The 14,309-nt window shown below is 67.8% G+C and carries 13 protein-coding genes; 3 read left to right on the forward strand and 10 right to left on the reverse strand.

What is annotated here, in order from left to right; all coding sequences use genetic code 11:
• Positions 1-129: 129 nt before the first annotated feature.
• From otsA to ACSFBF_RS33975, 5 genes are all read right to left on the reverse strand, one after another.
• Positions 130-1,515: an alpha,alpha-trehalose-phosphate synthase (UDP-forming) gene (otsA, locus tag ACSFBF_RS33955; RefSeq protein WP_435474684.1), complete on the reverse strand. Its 1,386-nt coding sequence runs from the start codon at positions 1,513-1,515 to the stop codon at positions 130-132.
• Positions 1,512-3,434 (reverse strand): glycoside hydrolase family 15 protein, encoded by a 1,923-nt coding sequence (locus ACSFBF_RS33960; RefSeq protein ID WP_435474686.1) that lies wholly within the window; start codon positions 3,432-3,434, stop codon positions 1,512-1,514. Before ACSFBF_RS33960 ends, otsA begins: the two co-directional genes overlap by 4 nt.
• Positions 3,431-4,225 (reverse strand): trehalose-phosphatase, encoded by a 795-nt coding sequence (gene otsB / locus ACSFBF_RS33965; RefSeq protein ID WP_435474688.1) that lies wholly within the window; start codon positions 4,223-4,225, stop codon positions 3,431-3,433. Before otsB ends, ACSFBF_RS33960 begins: the two co-directional genes overlap by 4 nt.
• Positions 4,226-4,312: 87 nt before the next feature.
• Positions 4,313-6,136, reverse strand: a complete 1,824-nt coding sequence (locus ACSFBF_RS33970; protein WP_435474690.1) for an ATP-binding response regulator — start codon at positions 6,134-6,136, stop codon at positions 4,313-4,315.
• Positions 6,137-6,181: 45 nt separating this feature from the next.
• A complete protein-coding gene (locus tag ACSFBF_RS33975) occupies positions 6,182-7,348 on the reverse strand; it encodes a tRNA nucleotidyltransferase/poly(A) polymerase-related protein (protein WP_435474692.1) in 1,167 nt (388 codons plus the stop codon).
• A 164-nt stretch (positions 7,349-7,512) separates the two neighbouring features.
• Here ACSFBF_RS33975 and ACSFBF_RS33980 point away from each other — a divergent pair, with 164 nt between their 5' ends.
• A complete protein-coding gene (locus tag ACSFBF_RS33980) occupies positions 7,513-8,238 on the forward strand; it encodes an OmpW/AlkL family protein (RefSeq protein WP_435474694.1) in 726 nt (241 codons plus the stop codon).
• A 24-nt stretch (positions 8,239-8,262) separates the two neighbouring features.
• Here the strand turns inward: ACSFBF_RS33980 and ACSFBF_RS33985 are convergent, their stop codons facing one another.
• From ACSFBF_RS33985 to ACSFBF_RS33995, 3 genes are all read right to left on the reverse strand, one after another.
• Positions 8,263-8,949, reverse strand: a complete 687-nt coding sequence (locus ACSFBF_RS33985; protein WP_435474696.1) for a glutathione S-transferase family protein — start codon at positions 8,947-8,949, stop codon at positions 8,263-8,265.
• Positions 8,950-9,059: 110 nt separating this feature from the next.
• Complete coding sequence (locus ACSFBF_RS33990; protein ID WP_435474698.1) at positions 9,060-9,584, reverse strand: MgtC/SapB family protein; 525 nt, start codon at positions 9,582-9,584, stop codon at positions 9,060-9,062.
• Position 9,585: 1 nt separating this feature from the next.
• A complete protein-coding gene (locus ACSFBF_RS33995) occupies positions 9,586-11,628 on the reverse strand; it encodes a lytic transglycosylase domain-containing protein (RefSeq protein WP_435474700.1) in 2,043 nt (680 codons plus the stop codon).
• A 9-nt stretch (positions 11,629-11,637) separates the two neighbouring features.
• On the opposite strand from ACSFBF_RS33995, the gene ACSFBF_RS34000 reads away from it, so the two are divergent.
• Positions 11,638-12,255, forward strand: a complete 618-nt coding sequence (locus tag ACSFBF_RS34000; RefSeq protein ID WP_093056112.1) for a 5-formyltetrahydrofolate cyclo-ligase — start codon at positions 11,638-11,640, stop codon at positions 12,253-12,255.
• Between the two features lie 10 nt (positions 12,256-12,265).
• Here ACSFBF_RS34000 and ACSFBF_RS34005 read toward each other — a convergent pair whose 3' ends face one another.
• On the reverse strand, positions 12,266-13,249 hold the full coding sequence (locus tag ACSFBF_RS34005; RefSeq protein ID WP_435474702.1) for a LysR substrate-binding domain-containing protein: 984 nt from the start codon (positions 13,247-13,249) through the stop codon (positions 12,266-12,268).
• A 172-nt stretch (positions 13,250-13,421) separates the two neighbouring features.
• Here ACSFBF_RS34005 and ACSFBF_RS34010 point away from each other — a divergent pair, with 172 nt between their 5' ends.
• Positions 13,422-13,739, forward strand: a complete 318-nt coding sequence (locus ACSFBF_RS34010) for a DUF2917 domain-containing protein (RefSeq protein WP_435474704.1) — start codon at positions 13,422-13,424, stop codon at positions 13,737-13,739.
• Between the two features lie 106 nt (positions 13,740-13,845).
• On the opposite strand, the gene ACSFBF_RS34015 is transcribed toward ACSFBF_RS34010, so the two are convergent.
• Positions 13,846-14,256, reverse strand: coding sequence for a BLUF domain-containing protein (locus tag ACSFBF_RS34015; protein ID WP_435474706.1), 411 nt, complete (start codon positions 14,254-14,256; stop codon positions 13,846-13,848).
• Positions 14,257-14,309 lie beyond the last annotated feature (53 nt).

Consider the following 14,309-nt stretch of genomic DNA (forward strand, 5'->3'; position numbering starts at 1 on the left):
GAGCGGGGTTTACCGGACGGGCTCCCTTCAGCGCTACGGGAGCGGGAGAAACAATATCAGGAGGAGGCCGAAGGCCGGGGGACATTCGCGGAGCAAGGTACCCCGTCGGCGTGAGCGTGCCCCGAACCTTCAACGTTCGCTAGCCGCTTCCCGCAGCGCCTCGAGAAAGCTATTCCGCCACCAGTGAATGTCCTGCTCACGAATACGTGACAACAACTTCTGGTGCCGTTCGCGTCGCTCTTCCAGCGGCATCTGCAGTGCTTGCTGAACAGTCTCAGCCGTGCCGTGCGTGTCGTACGGGTTCACCAGCAGCGCTTCTTTCAATTGCTCCGCCGCCCCGGCAAAGCGCGACAGCACCAGCACGCCCGGGTCGGCCGGGTCCTGCGCCGCGATGTATTCCTTGGCGACGAGGTTCATGCCGTCGCGCAGCGGCGTCACCAGCCCTACGGCTGCTGCGCGGCACAGCCCCGGTACGCGCTTGCGTGCCACCATGCGGTGGATGTAGCGCACCGGCATCCAGTCGAGCTCGCCGTAGTCGCCGTTGATGGCACCGCACAGCGATTCGAGTTCGCGCCGAATGTCACCGTACGCGTCGACCGTCTCGCGCGTGGGCGAGGCGATCTGGATCAGCGTCGCGCTGCGCCGGTTCTCGGGGTAGTTGGCCAGCAGCTCGCGGAACGAACGCACGCGCTGCGGAATGCCTTTGGAGTAGTCGAGCCGGTCGATGCCCAGCAGCAGCCGGCGGCTCGAATACTCGCGCTTCATGGTCTCGTACATGTCGCGCGATTCCTTCGCATGCGTGAGCGCCGCGAATTCGTCGACGTCGATGCCGATGGGAAAGGCGCTGCTTCGCACCGTCTGCCCGTAGGCGCGGTACATGTCGTTGCCCAGGTACTCACCGTGGGCCTCGTTGCGCACGTAGTGCTCGAAGTGCTGCACATCTTGCTGCGCCTGGAAGCCGATCAGGTCGTACGAGAACAGCGAGCGCATGAGCCATTCGTGCTGCGGAATGGCCGCGGTAATGATCTGCGGCGGCAACGGAATGTGCAGGAAGAAGCCGATGCGCTGCCTGCAGCCCATGGCGCGCAGCTCGGCCGCCAGCGGGATCAGGTGGTAGTCGTGCACCCAGATGACGTCGTCGTCCTTCAGCAGCGGCAGCAGCTTGCGCGCGAACAGCTGGTTCACGCGCCGGTAGCCGCCGATGAAGCCAGCGTCGAAGTGCGCCAGGTCGAGCCGGTTGTGAAACACCGGCCAGAGCACGTCGTTGCTGTAGCCGAGGTAGTAGCTGTCGTGGTCTTCGCGACTCAGGTCGATGGTGGCGAGCGTTACCTTGCCGGCCTGTTGCCGGTGCAGTTCGCCTTCGCCGGTGGGGCCGCCTTCGATGACTTGGCCGCTCCAGCCGAACCACATGCCGCCGCTTTGCTGCAGGCTTTCGCCGAGCGCCACGGCCAGGCCGCCGGCTGCCGGCTTGCGTGGGTCTGCCACGCGGTTGGAAACGACGACTAGACGGCTCATATGCAAGAGTCCCAGGGAGCGGACAGGCGCACGGCCGCGTTGATGATGCCGACCATCGAATAGGTCTGCGGAAAGTTGCCCCACATCTCGCCCGTGACCGGGTGCGTGTCTTCAGACAGCAGGCCCAGTGGGTTGCGCGCAGCGAGCATGGTCTCGAAGATCTGGCGGGCCTCGGCCTTGCGGCCGATCTTGGCGAGCGCGTCGATGCGCCAGAAGGTGCAGATGTTGAAGGCGGTCTCGGGCTTGCCGAAGTCGTCGGCCGCTTCATAGCGGCGCATGTAGGGGCCGTCGCACAGCGACTTCTCCATCGCGTCGACGGTGGAGATGAAGCGCGGGTCGCGTGCGTCGATCAGGCCGACCTCGACCATCAGCAGGATGCTCGCGTCGAGCTCGTGCCCGCCGAAGCTCTCGGCAAAAGCCTGGCGCTCTTCGCACCACGACTTGGCGAGGATCTCTTCCTTCATGCGCGAGGCGTGGCCGTGCCAGTAGGCGGCGCGCTCGGGCAGCGCCAGCGCGCGCGCGATCTTGGCAAGCCGGTCGCAGGCGGCCCAGCTCATCAGTGCCGAGCTGGTGTGCACGCGGGCGCGCGTGCGCAGCTCCCACATGCCGGCGTCGGGCGTGCCGTAGACGCGCACAGCCTGCTCGCCCACCGCCTCGAGGTGAGGAAACTCCGCCAGCCCCGCGCGGCTGAGCAGCCGGTGGTCGTGAAAGGCCTGTGCCGCGCCGAGCACGATGTTGCCGTACACGTCGTGCTGGAAGTGCTCTTGTGCCTGGTTGCCCACGCGCACCGGGCCCATGCCGCGGTAGCCCGCCAGGTTCTCGACAAAAGACTCGGGCAGCTCGCGCTCAAGCCCGATGCCGTACAGCGGCTGGATGTGCTCGCCGTGCGAGCCGATCACCACGTTGGCGAGCCAGCGCAGATAGTCTTCCATGGTGCCCACTTCGCTCAGCGAATTGAGCGCGCGCACCACGAAGAAGGCGTCGCGCAGCCAGCAGTAGCGGTAGTCCCAGTTGCGCTGGCTGCCCGGCGCCTCGGGAATGCTGGTGGTCATGGCGGCGACGATGGCGCCGGTGTCCTCGTACAGCGAGAGCTTCAGCGTGATGGCCGCGCGGATCACCGCCTCCTGGTACTCGAAGGGAATCGCCAGGCGCTTGCTCCAGGTGCGCCAGTAGGAGATGGTTTCCTGCTCGAAGCGGCGCGCGGTGTCGGCAATGCCGTCCATCAGCGTCTCGTCCACGCCGAACATGAAGTTGAATTCGCGCGAGATCACGAAGGGCTGGCGCGAGAGGATGTGCGAGATCGACGCATCGGTGTTCAGCCGCAGCGTCACGTCGGGCCCGACGTAGCGGATGTGGTTGCTGCCGCGCGTAACCTCCACCGGCGCCGAGGCGCCCCACTGGAAGCGCGGGTCGAGCGACACGCGGATGCGCGGCGCACCAGCAATCGGCCGCACGCGGCGCACCATCATCAGCGGGCGGAAGTAGCGCGAGCGGCTGTAGAAGCGCGGCGCGAAGTCGGTGATCTCCACGCCCTGGCCTGCGCTGTCGAACAGCTGCGTGCGCAACACGGCCGTGTTCGGCTCGTACCACTGCTTGGCTTCGGCGAAGTCTTCGATGTCGATGCTCCACGCGCCCGCATCTTCACCGGGGTGCAGCAGGGCGTTGAACACCGGGTCGCCATCGAAGCGCGGCAGGCAGCACCACACGGCACGGCCGCGCGCGTCGATGAGCGCGCTGTAGGCGCAGTTGCCGATCACGCCGACGTTGAGCGAAGGCTCGGCCGGCGGGGCAAAGCCGCGCGGGCCGGGGGCTGCGGCTGCCTGCATGTCGGCCGGCGCGCGGTCGTCCGGGCCGGCCGCACCTGCCAGCGCCTGGCCGGCGCGGTCCTCGGGCGCCACCGGCAGTTGTTGTTCGCTCATCGGGGGCTCCTCGGGGATTCTTCGGTTTTCGTGGGGCGTTGTGCGCCCAGCATGTCGCGTGCCTGCACCAGCCATTCGTAGACGGCGCGCGGCGATTCGAGCCGGTGCAGCGCCAGGCTCGGCCCCGAGCCGACCTTGATGGCAATGCCGCCGCGCGGCTGCACCACGGCAAAGCCGCTCTCGTCGGTGGTGTCGTCGCCCAGAAAGACCGGCGTGCGGCCCGCGAACGGCGCCTCGGTCATGAAGGCGTCGATGGCAATGCCCTTGTTGATGCCCGTGGGCTTTACCTCGAACACGAACTTGCCGTGCATGAGCTCGAGCTGCGGATGGTTTTCGATGGCGCGTGACATCGCGTCACGGCACACCGCCTCGAGCTGCGGCGCGAGCCGGTAGTGCAGGGCGATGGCGGCGTGCTTGCGCTCCACCAGCAGGCCTTCGTGCACCCGTGCGAGTTCGTTGGCAATTTCCAGGATGGGGATGAGGTCGGGCGGGCGCTGCTCCTGCGTGTGACCGCTGGCGTTGCGGCGCTGCACGCCGTGCTCGCCGGCCGCGGGCAGCCGCAGCGGCGCGAGAAAGCGGTCGATGGAATCGATCTGGCGGCCCGACACCACGGCGAGCGCGCCGCCGAGCTGGTCGCGCAGGTCGCTCAGCAGGGGCACGAGGGCAGGCGGAATCTCGATGGCTTCAGGCGTGGGCGCAAGCCCGACCAGCGTACCGTCGAAGTCGAGGAAGAGGGCTGCATCCCGGCCCAACGGAGGAGGCAACTGCAAGTTGCTGGAGGACTTTGGCATCGGGAAAAACCTTAACACGCACTGCAACGCAAGCATGTCGGCCAAAACCTTGAGCTGGGCTTTTCCCGGGGGCCGTGCCCCTTCGCGTCAGGTGACGGGCACCACCTCGGCGAGTGCGCGCAGCAGCGTCGCGGCGTTCACCGGCTTGAACAGCACCGGCACGCCGGAGGCGCGCACATGCTGCAGCCGCTCGGGCGAGGTCTCTCCGGTCACCAGCATCAGCGGCGCCTGCAGCCCGAAGCGGCGCTGCAGCCTCAGGCCGACGTCGAGGCCGTTGTCGCCGTTGGAAAGGCGGTAGTCGCACATCAACAGTGCGAAGGGCCGCTCCTGCGCATCGGGCCGGCCCAGCACCTCGACGGCTTCGGTTTCGCTGGCCACGGCGTCCACGGCCAGGTCGTGGGCGTGGAAGAGGCCGGTCATGGCCTCGCGGATCTCGGCTTCGTCGTCTATCAGCAGGATGCGTGCGCGTGTCGCGTGGATCATCGCCCCGGGCGAAGCAGCGGTGCCGCGGAAAGCGGGTGCGGCCGACTCGACGTCGGCCACCAGGGGCGCCGCGGCCGGCAGCCGGATGCGGAAGCGCGAGCCGCCGCCCAGGCGCGACTTCACCTGCACCGGATGCTGCAGCAGGCGCGAGAGCCGCTGCACGATCGACAGGCCGATGCCCAGCCCCTGTGCGCGGTCGCGGCCGGGGTTCTGCACCTGGTAGTACTCCTCGAACACGCGCTCCTGCTGCTCGGGTGCGATGCCGATGCCGGTGTCGAGCACTTCGATCCACACCGTGTCGCCGCGCGAACGGGCCCGCACGGCGACGCCGCCGCGTGCCGTGTACTTCAGCGCGTTGTCGACGAGGTTCGAGAGCATGCGGTACAGCAGCTGCGGATCGCTGCGCACCCACAGGCCGCTGGCGCGCACCCGCAATTGCAATTGCCGCTGCTCGGCCTGCGCCGCGAACATGTGGTTGAGCGAGCGGAACAGCGCGTCCAGCGACACGGGCCCGACGGCCGGCATGACCACGCCCGCGTCGAGGCGCGACACGTCGAGCATGGTGTCGAGTGAATTGCCCAGTGCATTCACCGCGCGCATCAGCCGCTGCGCGTTGCGCCCGCCGTGGTGCTCGCGCAGCTCGTTCTCCAGCGCGGCGCCGAACAAGGCGATGGCATGCAGCGGCTGGCGCAGGTCGTGGCTGGCGGTGGCGAGAAAGCGCGTCTTCTCGGCGCTGGCGCGTTCGGCGACGGCAATCTGCTCGCCGAGCTGCGCGGCCAGCGCCTCGTTTTCGAAGCGCAGCACCAGCGAGTCGGTCAGCAGCTTGTGCTGCTGGTCGCCCACGCGCAGCGTGAACAGCAGATAGCCCAGGCTGAACACCGCGAGGAAGAAGTGCAGGGCGTCGCCCTGCCAGGCCAGCGCTGCAATCAGGCTCAGCATCATCGGCAGGGTGTAGCCGTACAGCGCGGGCTTGAGCGGCCACAGCAGCTGCATGGCCCTGGCGCAGCTGCCGATGATGACCACCGTTACCACCGAGGTCACGGGCAGGTCGTCGGCCGAGATGAAGAGCAGTGGCGCGGTGGCCGTGGCCAGGCTGACGGCAGTGACGGTGCGCGAATGCCGGCGCGCCCAGCGCGTGGTGTCCGCGAGCGGCACGCCGTCGTGCCAGCGCGGCATGAAGAACAGGACGAGGCCGAACGACAGGTGGGCCGCCATCCAGGCCAGGATCCACAGGCGGGGCTGGTGCACGTACATGGCCGCGCCGAGCGCCGCGCCCAGGCCGAAATGCACGAACACCGACGCGTTGTAGGTCGCGTACACCGAGGCCACGTGCTCGCGCAGCACGCGCAGGCTCAGGTCGTCCGGCCCGGCGGACGGATGCGGGGAAGCGTCGGATTTGTGTGCAGGCTTCGGCGCGGGGGCATTCACCCGGTCGATGCTATCGGCCGGGTCTGCTCCGGGAAGTGCCAGAAGTCATGCCCTGGCGGGCAGCGATGCCGCGACGGCTTCGACCCGGGCCCGGTGGATCGCCTCGCCAATCTTCGGGCCGGTGGCGCCGGACTGCTGGGCGGCTTGGGCCACCACGTCGGTGGCCACGGCCGCCGCCGTCGCCAGCACTGCGAGCAGGCGCTCGCGCTGCGGGTAGGGCGCGTCTCCGGAGCCCGGCCGGCCGCGCGTATCGCACTCGCAGGCCAGCAGCGCCTCGGCGAAGCGCGCGGGCTTGCGGAAGGCGTCGCAGCGCTCCAGCAGGCGCACCAACCCCGCGGCATCGAGTGCGTCGCTGCCGTCGATGTGGCCGTGCTCGCGCGCCACCACTTCGGCCAGTTCGCGGATTTCCACCGGCACGCGCCAGCGGTCGCACACCTGCTGCAGCTGCTTGACGCTCTCGTTGCGCATGAGGCAGGCGAAGCGCACCGCCAGCGAGGCCTGCAGGCGCGCGCTGGTATCGACGACTGCCATCGTCGCTTGCGTGCCGCCGTCGAGTTCGGGCAGCAGCACGGCCAGCGCACCGCATTCGCGCAGCACCTCGAACATGCGCGAGGGGCGCGTTTCCATCAGGCCGCGCGACAGCTCCTGCCAAACGCGCTCGGCCACCAGCGCATCGACCTCGCCGGCGGCGACCATCTCGCGCATCAGCGCCATGGTTTCGGGGGCGACGCTGAAGTCGTCGAAGCGCGCGGCGAAGCGCGCCACGCGCAGGATGCGCACCGGGTCTTCGCGGAAGGCGTCGGTCACGTGGCGCAGCACCTTGTCGCGCAGGTCGCGCTGGCCGTGGAAGGGGTCGGCCAGCGTGGCAGGCGTGGGGTCGAAGCGGCCGTCGGCGCTCACCAGCTCGGCCGGCAGCGCAATGGCGTTGACGGTCAGGTCGCGGCGCGCGAGGTCTTGCTCCAGTGTGACGTCGGGCGCGGCGTGCACGGTGAAGCCGCGGTAGCCCGGCGCGCTCTTGCGCTCGGTGCGGGCCAGCGCGTATTCCTCGCGCGTCTCGGGGTGCAGGAACACCGGAAAGTCGCGCCCCACGGGCAGGTAGCCCCGGGCCACCATTTCTTCAGGCGTGGCGCCGACCACCAGCCAGTCATGGTCGGACACCGGCCGCTGCAGCAGCCGGTCGCGAAGTGCACCTCCAACGAGAAAAATTTTCATAAGTGCAGTGTAGGGATACTCCCGGGCTAAGAATAGAACGGTCGTTCGATAATCCTTGACGCAGACCGGGCAATCGTTCGTTCATCGGACGAAATTCAGTGGCAGCCACAAGTCCACGCCTGCATCCGCAGAGGGATATTTCAACCAAAGGAGCAATTCACATCATGAAGAAAACAATGTTTGCGCTGGCGGCTCTGGGTGCCTTGGCATCTGGAAGCGCAATGGCGCAGCAGGCGGGCGACTGGGTCGTCGGCGCGGGCTGGTTCCATCTGTCACCGCAGGATTCCAGCAAGCCGCTGACCGTGACCTCGCCGATTCCGGCCGTTCTGGCCGGTTCGGGCGCCAGCGTGAGCGATTCCGACACCCTGGGCCTCAACGCCACCTATTTCATCGACAGCCACTGGGCGGTGGAAGGTGTCTTTGGCGTGCCGCCGAAGTTCAAGCTCAACGGCACCGGCACCCTCGGCCGCGTCGGACAGCTCGGCGAGGCGCGCCAGTGGAGCCCGACGATCCTGGGCAAGTACTTCTTCAACGAAGGCAACGACGCCTTCCGGCCGTTTGTGGGCCTGGGCGCCACCTACGTCTGGTACAGCGACGTCAAGCTGACCTCGAATCTGCAGGGCGCGCTGGCCAGCCAGTTCCACCAGTCGCCGCTTGCGGTCAATACCACGGCCAAGCTCGACAGCTCGTTCGCACCGGTGATCAACGTGGGCGCGGCCTACCAGTTCGACAAGCACTGGGGTGTCTCGTTCTCGGTGTCGTACATCCCGCTGAAGACCAAGGCCAAGCTGACCACGACCTCGATCTACGGCCTGCCGGTGGCCAACAGCGAAGCCAGCCTGAAGCTGAACCCGATCGTCACGTACGTGGCGGCAACCTACCGGTTCTGATCCGCCCCACCTGCTTCGAAGACCCTAGCGCCCCGTGCGATAGGGCTCTTCGAACTGCAGGAAGTCTTTCTCCGCCAGTGCATCGTCGATCCAGGCCTTGACGCCCGGCAGCGCCTGCACGCGCTCGATGTAGGCCGTGATGTGCGCCGGCACCGGCAGGCCATAGGTCTTGATGCGCGTGCCGATGGGCGCGAAGTAGGCGTCGGCGATGCCGAACGCGGCGCCGAACAGCATCGGGCCGCCATGCGTGTCGAGCAGGCCGCTCCACATCTGCACGATGCGCGCGAGGTCGCTGACGACCTCGGGCACTTCCTTCAGCAGCCGCGCACCCACCTCGGGCAGCGAGGCCTCGATGTTCATGCCGCAATGGTTGCGCAGGCCGCCGAAGCCCGAGTGCATCTCGGCGCAGACGCTGCGGGCGCGTGCACGGTCGGCTGCCGACCGGGGCCAGAGCTGCTTTTCGGGGAAAGTTTCGGCGAGGTATTCGGCGATGGCCAGCGTGTCCCAGACGACGAGGCCGTCGTCCACCAGCACCGGCACCTTGGCCACCGGGTTCAGCGCGGCGATGGTGTGCTTGAACTGCGAATCGGCCTCGAACGAATCGAAGCGCACGATGACTTCCTCGAAGTCGATGCCGGCCTGCTTCATCAGCACCCAGGGCCGCATGGACCACGACGAGTAGTTCTTGTTGCCAACATAGAGCTTGCGCATGAGAGGGGTCTCCGGTCCGTTGCGGTGGTTCAAAACAGGGTCTTCGATGCTAGCCGGGCGCGGTGCGGCGATTGATGCCGAAGGCAGCGCGAATTGATGCGGGAGCGCGCTCAGCGCTCGGGGGTGTCGTCGTTCTTCTTCGGATCACCGGCTACGCGCTCGATCACGCTCACCAGGCGCGGCACCAGCGCCAGCACGGCGAGTGCCAGCAGCGCGCTCACCACGGCTGTCACCTCGCGGCCGAGCCCGCAGGCCATGCCGATGGCAGCCGTCATCCACAGGCCGGCGGCTGTGGTCAGGCCCTGCACGTGGCTTTCGTCCTTGCCCTGCTTGAGGATAGTGCCGGCGCACAGGAAACCCACGCCCGCCACCAGCCCCTGGATCACGCGGCTCATGTCGGCCGGCACGATGCCGGTCTGCTGCGGGATCAGCACGAACATCGCCGAGCCGATGGCCACCAGCATGTGGGTGCGCACGCCGGCCGCCTTGCCCTGCTGCTCGCGCTCGAAGCCGAGCACGAAGCCCAGTGCGCCAGCGAGCGTGAGGCGCAGCACGATGCGCGTGAGTTGCGCGACGTCGCTCACGTCCGAGAACTCGGACGCGAGGGTGTCGAGCACCTCGTCGCGCCAACTCATCTCAGGGGAGGTCCTTGTTGGGTTCCGGCTCGGAAGCATCGCGCGGACCTACGCGGCCCAGGCGTTCCTTCAGCGACTGCGGCCGGCCGCTGATGATGGCCGCGTAGTTGGTGGTGTTGGCCAGCACCTTCTTCACGTAGTCGCGCGTTTCGTTGAACGGCACGTTCTCCGCCCAGATGGCGGCGTCGATCACCGGGCCGTTGCGCCAGCTGCGCGGCCGGCCGGGGCCGGCGTTGTAGGCGGCGGCGGCCAGCGCCATCGACCCGTCGAAGTCGTCGAGTGCGAGCTTCAGGTAGTTGGTGCCGATGGTGATGTTGGTCTCGCGGTCGTTGATCTGGCCGGGCGAGAAGTCGGTCATGCCGATCTTGCGGGCCGTCCAGCGCGCGGTGGCGGGCATGACCTGCATCAGGCCCGAGGCGCCGACGCCCGAGCGTGCGTCCATGATGAAGCGGCTTTCCTGGCGGATCAGGCCGTAGACGTAGGCCGGGTCGAGGCCGATGTCCTGGCTCTTGCGCAGCACCGTGTCGTGGAAGGGCATGGGAAAGCGCTGCTCGACGTCGACCACGCCCTTGGTGCGCTCGCTGGTGTTGATGCAGCGGTCCCACACTTCGCGCTGGCAGGCGAAGTCGGCCGCGGCCAGCAGCGCGCGGTCGTCCATGCCGCCCTTGTCGTGCAGGTTGGTGGCGTAGTTCCACTCGCGCGTGCCTTCGGAGCGCAGGCCGATGGCGATGGCGTAGAGGCCGCGGGCGAGCGCCGGGTTGTTGCGCGCGGCGGCTTTTTCCTCGGGGGTGAGCGGGTCGGGGCGGGTGGGCACCACGGTGCGCTGGCCGAGTTCCTCGAGCGCCAGCATCTCGTAGAAGCCGCGGGAGCCGGCGATGCTCTGGTAGAGGTCGCGGGCTTGTGCGCGGCGTTCGTCGCCGCCAGCGCTGGCCAGGGCGCGGGCCTTCCAGTAGACCCAGGTCGGGTCGAGCTGGGCGGTTTCGCTCATGGCGTTGATGGCGGGCGCCACCTCTTTCCACTGGCCGGCGCGCAGGGCGGCGCGCGCGCGCCAGCCGAGCATGTCGTCGGACAGGTCGCTGTTCTTGGTGACGTTGGCGTAGTAAGTGCCGGCCTGCGGCCAGAGCTTCAGCGCGGCGGCGCGGCCGATGGTGCCCCAGAGCCAGTTGCGCTCTTCGGCGGAGAGCATCGGGCCCCACTTGCTGTCGAGCTGCGAGGCGGCCAGCTCGGGGTCGGCAATGGCGATCTTGATGAGCGCGAGCACCACCAGCTCCTTGCGCGACTTGGCGGCCACGAAGGCGCGGCCGGTCAGGAACTTGGCCGAGCTGGCGTTGAGCTCCTCGAACAGCGGCAGCGCATCGGGCGCGGCGATGGTGACGGCGGCGCGCGCGGCTTGCGGGCGGTTGGCCTCGATGGCCAGGCGCGCCTTCTTCCAGGCGTCGTTGGTCGACATCAGGCGGGCGGCGACCATGCGGTCGGCGGCGGTGAGGCAGCCGTCGTCAAGGTCTTTCTGGGCGAGCCAGTTGCGGCGCACCTCGTCGGCCTGTGCCTGCGTGGCGGTGCCGGTGCGCAGCGTGTCGACCAGGACCGCATAGCAGCGCACCTGCGCGTCGTCGCCCATGCGGAAGCCGTCTACCGAGGCGGAGAAGTTGTCCCAGTCCCGGCGTTGGCCGAGCAGAAGCAGCCAGTCGTTGCGCAGGCGGTCTTCCTGGTAGGTGCCGGGGTAGCGCGCGAAAAAGTCTTGCACTTCGTTGGCGGGGGCGTCCTGCAGGCGCGCCTTGAGTTCCCAGTAGGCGGCCCAGGGCTCCAGTGCATGGCCGCGGGCTTGCGGCAGCAGGGCGGTCAGGCGGGCCTTGTCGCCGCGCTGGAAGGCCTGCTTCATCTGGGTCAGCACATCGTCGTTGGTGTTGCTCTGCGCGGCTGCGGGTTGCTGCGAGAGCAACGCAGCGAGGGCAAGAACAGTGGAAAAAACGAGTGCGGGTGCCGCGTTGCGCGGGTTGACGCGCGGGCGATGGCGCTTGGGTGCCAAAATGCTTGGGAACTGCATCGGGGGATTATGGACAAGTCAAAGGGTGCCGACACTTCGGCAACGGCGAGTTTTCTTAAGGAACAGTTGAGGAAGGCACTCATCGAGCAACGTCTTGCGATGCCCGACCGGCTGACACGCGCAGACCTTTTGCAGCGCGTGATGCGGATCTGGCTGGTCGGCCGGCCCGACACCGTGATCGGCGCCTACTGGCCGATCAAGGGCGAGTTCGACCCGCTGCCCGCCCTGCACCGCTGGAAGGAAGACGGCGAACTCATGGAAGAGACGCAGCGCCGGCGCATCGGACTGCCGGTGATCGACAAAGTCCACAAGACCCTGACCTTCCACGCCTGGTACCCGGGCTGCCAGATGGAAGAAGACGCCTACGGCATTCCCAAGCCCAAGGACACCGAGCTGATTGTGCCGACCCTGCTGTTCGTGCCCTGCGTGGGCTACAGCGCGGGCGGCTACCGGCTGGGCTACGGCGGCGGCTTCTATGACCGCACGTTGGCGGCGCTGGAGCCGAGGCCCTTCACGGTGGGTCTGGGCTTCACCCACGGCTTTCTCGAAGACTTCGAGCCCGAGGCGCATGACCTGCCGCTCGACGCCATCCTCAACGACAACGGCGTGGTCTGGCCGACCAGCTGACCTGTCAGCGTCAGTCGATGTTGTCGACGGTGTCCGGGTCGGGCACTTCGCCGATGGTCTCGCGTGTGGTCACGGCCTGGAGCAGCAGCCAGTCGCAGAAGGCCCTGATTTCCGGCCGTAGCGCGCTGCGCGGCCCGGCAATGAGCCAGTAGGACATCGGCGAATCCATGCGGTGCTGGGGCAGCACCTCGACCAGGTCGCCGTTGGCCAGGCTCTCGGCAATGAGCGAGCTGCGCGCCAGCGTCACGCCTTGCCCGGTAAGAGCGGCCTGCACCATCTGGTAGGCGTAGTTGAAATAGAGCCAGCGCTTGGGCTGCGCGCGTTCCAGCCCGTTCACCTCGAACCAGCGGCGCCAGGTCAACCATTCCAGGTGCGTGCGGTGCGCGTCGCCGGCCTCGATCAGCGTGAACTGGGTGATGTCGGCGGGTGTCTTGATGGGCGGGCTGCTCTTCAGCAGCCAGGGGCTGGCCACCGGCGTCAGAGTTTCTCCGAACAGGCGCACGGCGCCGGCCGTCATGGACTCGCGCGGGCCGTAGCGCAGGGCGATGTCGACGTCGGCCACTTCGAGGTCTACCGCCACGTCGCTGGCGTCGATGCGGATGTCGATCTCGGGGTTGTCGCGCTGGAAGGCCTCCAGCCGCGGGATCAGCCACATCGAGGCGAACGAGGCAAAAGTGGTCAGCGACACGCTCTGCCGCCCCGCGCTCTGGCGGATCTGGCGCACCGCCGTGTCGATGCGCGGCAGCGATTGCTGCACCGCCAGCAGCAGCAGCGCCCCTGCGCTCGTGAGCTCCACCGCGCGCGTGTGGCGCAGGAACAGGGCCACGCCCACCTCTTCTTCCAGCGACTGGATCTGGCGGCTCACGGCCGACTGGGTCAGTGCCATTTCTTCAGCTGCTGCGCGGAAGTTCAGGTGCCGGGCCACCGCCTCGAAGGCGCGCAGGTGCCCGGCGGAGATCGGACGGGAGCGCAGATGGGTTTGCGAATGTTGCATGGATATGACTTTGGAGGACTGGTCGGCGTTCAGATCGATTGATGCGAAACACGCATCAGTAGGCTACCTCGTTTTCATTGGACCGCCAACGCCATAGAAACGATCATTCATTCCCGAACTGCGCTATTGCCACTTTCTGACAAGCGCTTCGGCAAAGCCAAGGAGTTACATCATGTCCACCGCCGTCTGCACCACCCAATCGCTCTCGTCCCTGTCCGTTCCCGCCCGCACCGCCGCCGTTCCGCCGGCCGTTCGCCGCGGTGCCTGGCAGATCGCGCCCGGCGAGGCGATGAGCCTGAAGGCGCGGGCGGCCAGCATTCTGCGGGTCAAGCAGGGCCGGGTGTGGATCACGCCTGATGCCACGCTCCAGAACCCCAGCGAAGACCTGGTGCTCGCACCCGGCGAATCGCTGACGGTGGCCGCGGGCCAGCGCATCGTCATGGAGGCGTGGGACGGCTACGGCGCGACCTACAGCTGGGACAACGCCTGAGCGATTGTTTTCCCTCCATGTGCTGAAAAGGCGGCCTCGGCCGCCTTTTTCTTTTTGAAGCGTCTTTTGGGGTAGGGCCGCCGGGCCGCCGCCCATTCAGTTCAATTCAACCGTTGATGTCGAAGCTGGGAACCAGCGCCAGGAAGTGCCGCAGCGCCGCCTCGCCGTCCAGCGCATGCACGCCGGCCATCAGGTCGGGGCCCTCGCATTCGGCCAGCCCCATGCCAAAGCCGCTGTAGCGGCGGGCTGCCAGCGGGGCCTGGTAGACGACCCTGACGCCGACATGGCGCGGATCGCTCTCGATCTGCTGCATCAGCGCGTCGATGGCTTCGGGCGGGCCTTCCAGGTGCTGGCAGAAACGCATGCCGTCGAACACCAGCAGGCCGGTGATGTCGCGCTCCGCATTGCGCATGCGTGCCCGGGAAGCGATCGAACCCACCGTGTCCGGGGGCAGGCCTTGGGCGAGCGTGCTGCAGTAGAGGACTTCGTAGAGCGGGAGCGTTGGTTCTGCTGTCATGCGTCTTGGGGGAGGAAGGCGGTGCGGAGTGTAGGTACCCCCGGGACGCCGCG

This window comes from Variovorax nivicola (genome assembly GCF_051216475.1).
GTDB lineage: Bacteria > Pseudomonadota > Gammaproteobacteria > Burkholderiales > Burkholderiaceae_C > Variovorax.